The organism is Janthinobacterium sp. UMAB-60, assembly GCF_900095235.1.
In the GTDB taxonomy this organism is placed as follows: domain Bacteria; phylum Pseudomonadota; class Gammaproteobacteria; order Burkholderiales; family Burkholderiaceae_D; genus Janthinobacterium.
On sequence record NZ_LT607530.1, the window covers coordinates 1 to 464 of the forward strand.

The following is a 464-nucleotide window of genomic DNA, read 5'->3' on the forward strand; positions in this document are numbered from 1 at the left end:
CAGCAGCCTGGCCGATGGCACGGGGCTGGCCAGCAATTACACGGTCAGCAACCCGACCACGGTGAAGGCCGGCATCACGCAAAAAGCCTTGACGGTGAGCGGCGTGCAGGCCAGCGACAAGACCTACGACGGCAATACCAAGGCCAGCCTGTCCGGCGGCTCTCTGGATGGCCTGGTGGGCGGTGAAACGCTGGGATTGACGGGGCAGGTGGGCAGTTTCACTGACCAGAACGCGGGCACGGGCAAGGCCGTCGCGGTGACGGGCGCGACCCTGGTTGATGGCACGGGGCTGGCCAGCAATTATTCGGTCAGTAACGCCACTGGCGTGACGGCCACTATCGCGCAAAAGGCGTTGACCGTCAGCGGCGTGAGCGCGAGCAACCGCGTGTATGACGGCACGCTCGATGCGGCCCTGTCGGGCGGCACCTTGAGCGGCCTGGTGGGCGGGGAAACCCTGGGCCTGT

At 66.6% G+C, this 464-nt stretch carries 1 protein-coding gene; it reads left to right on the forward strand.

What is annotated here, in order from left to right:
• The coding region (locus K0F86_RS27170; protein WP_219137216.1) for a YDG domain-containing protein at positions 1–464 on the forward strand (464 nt) is incomplete at both ends.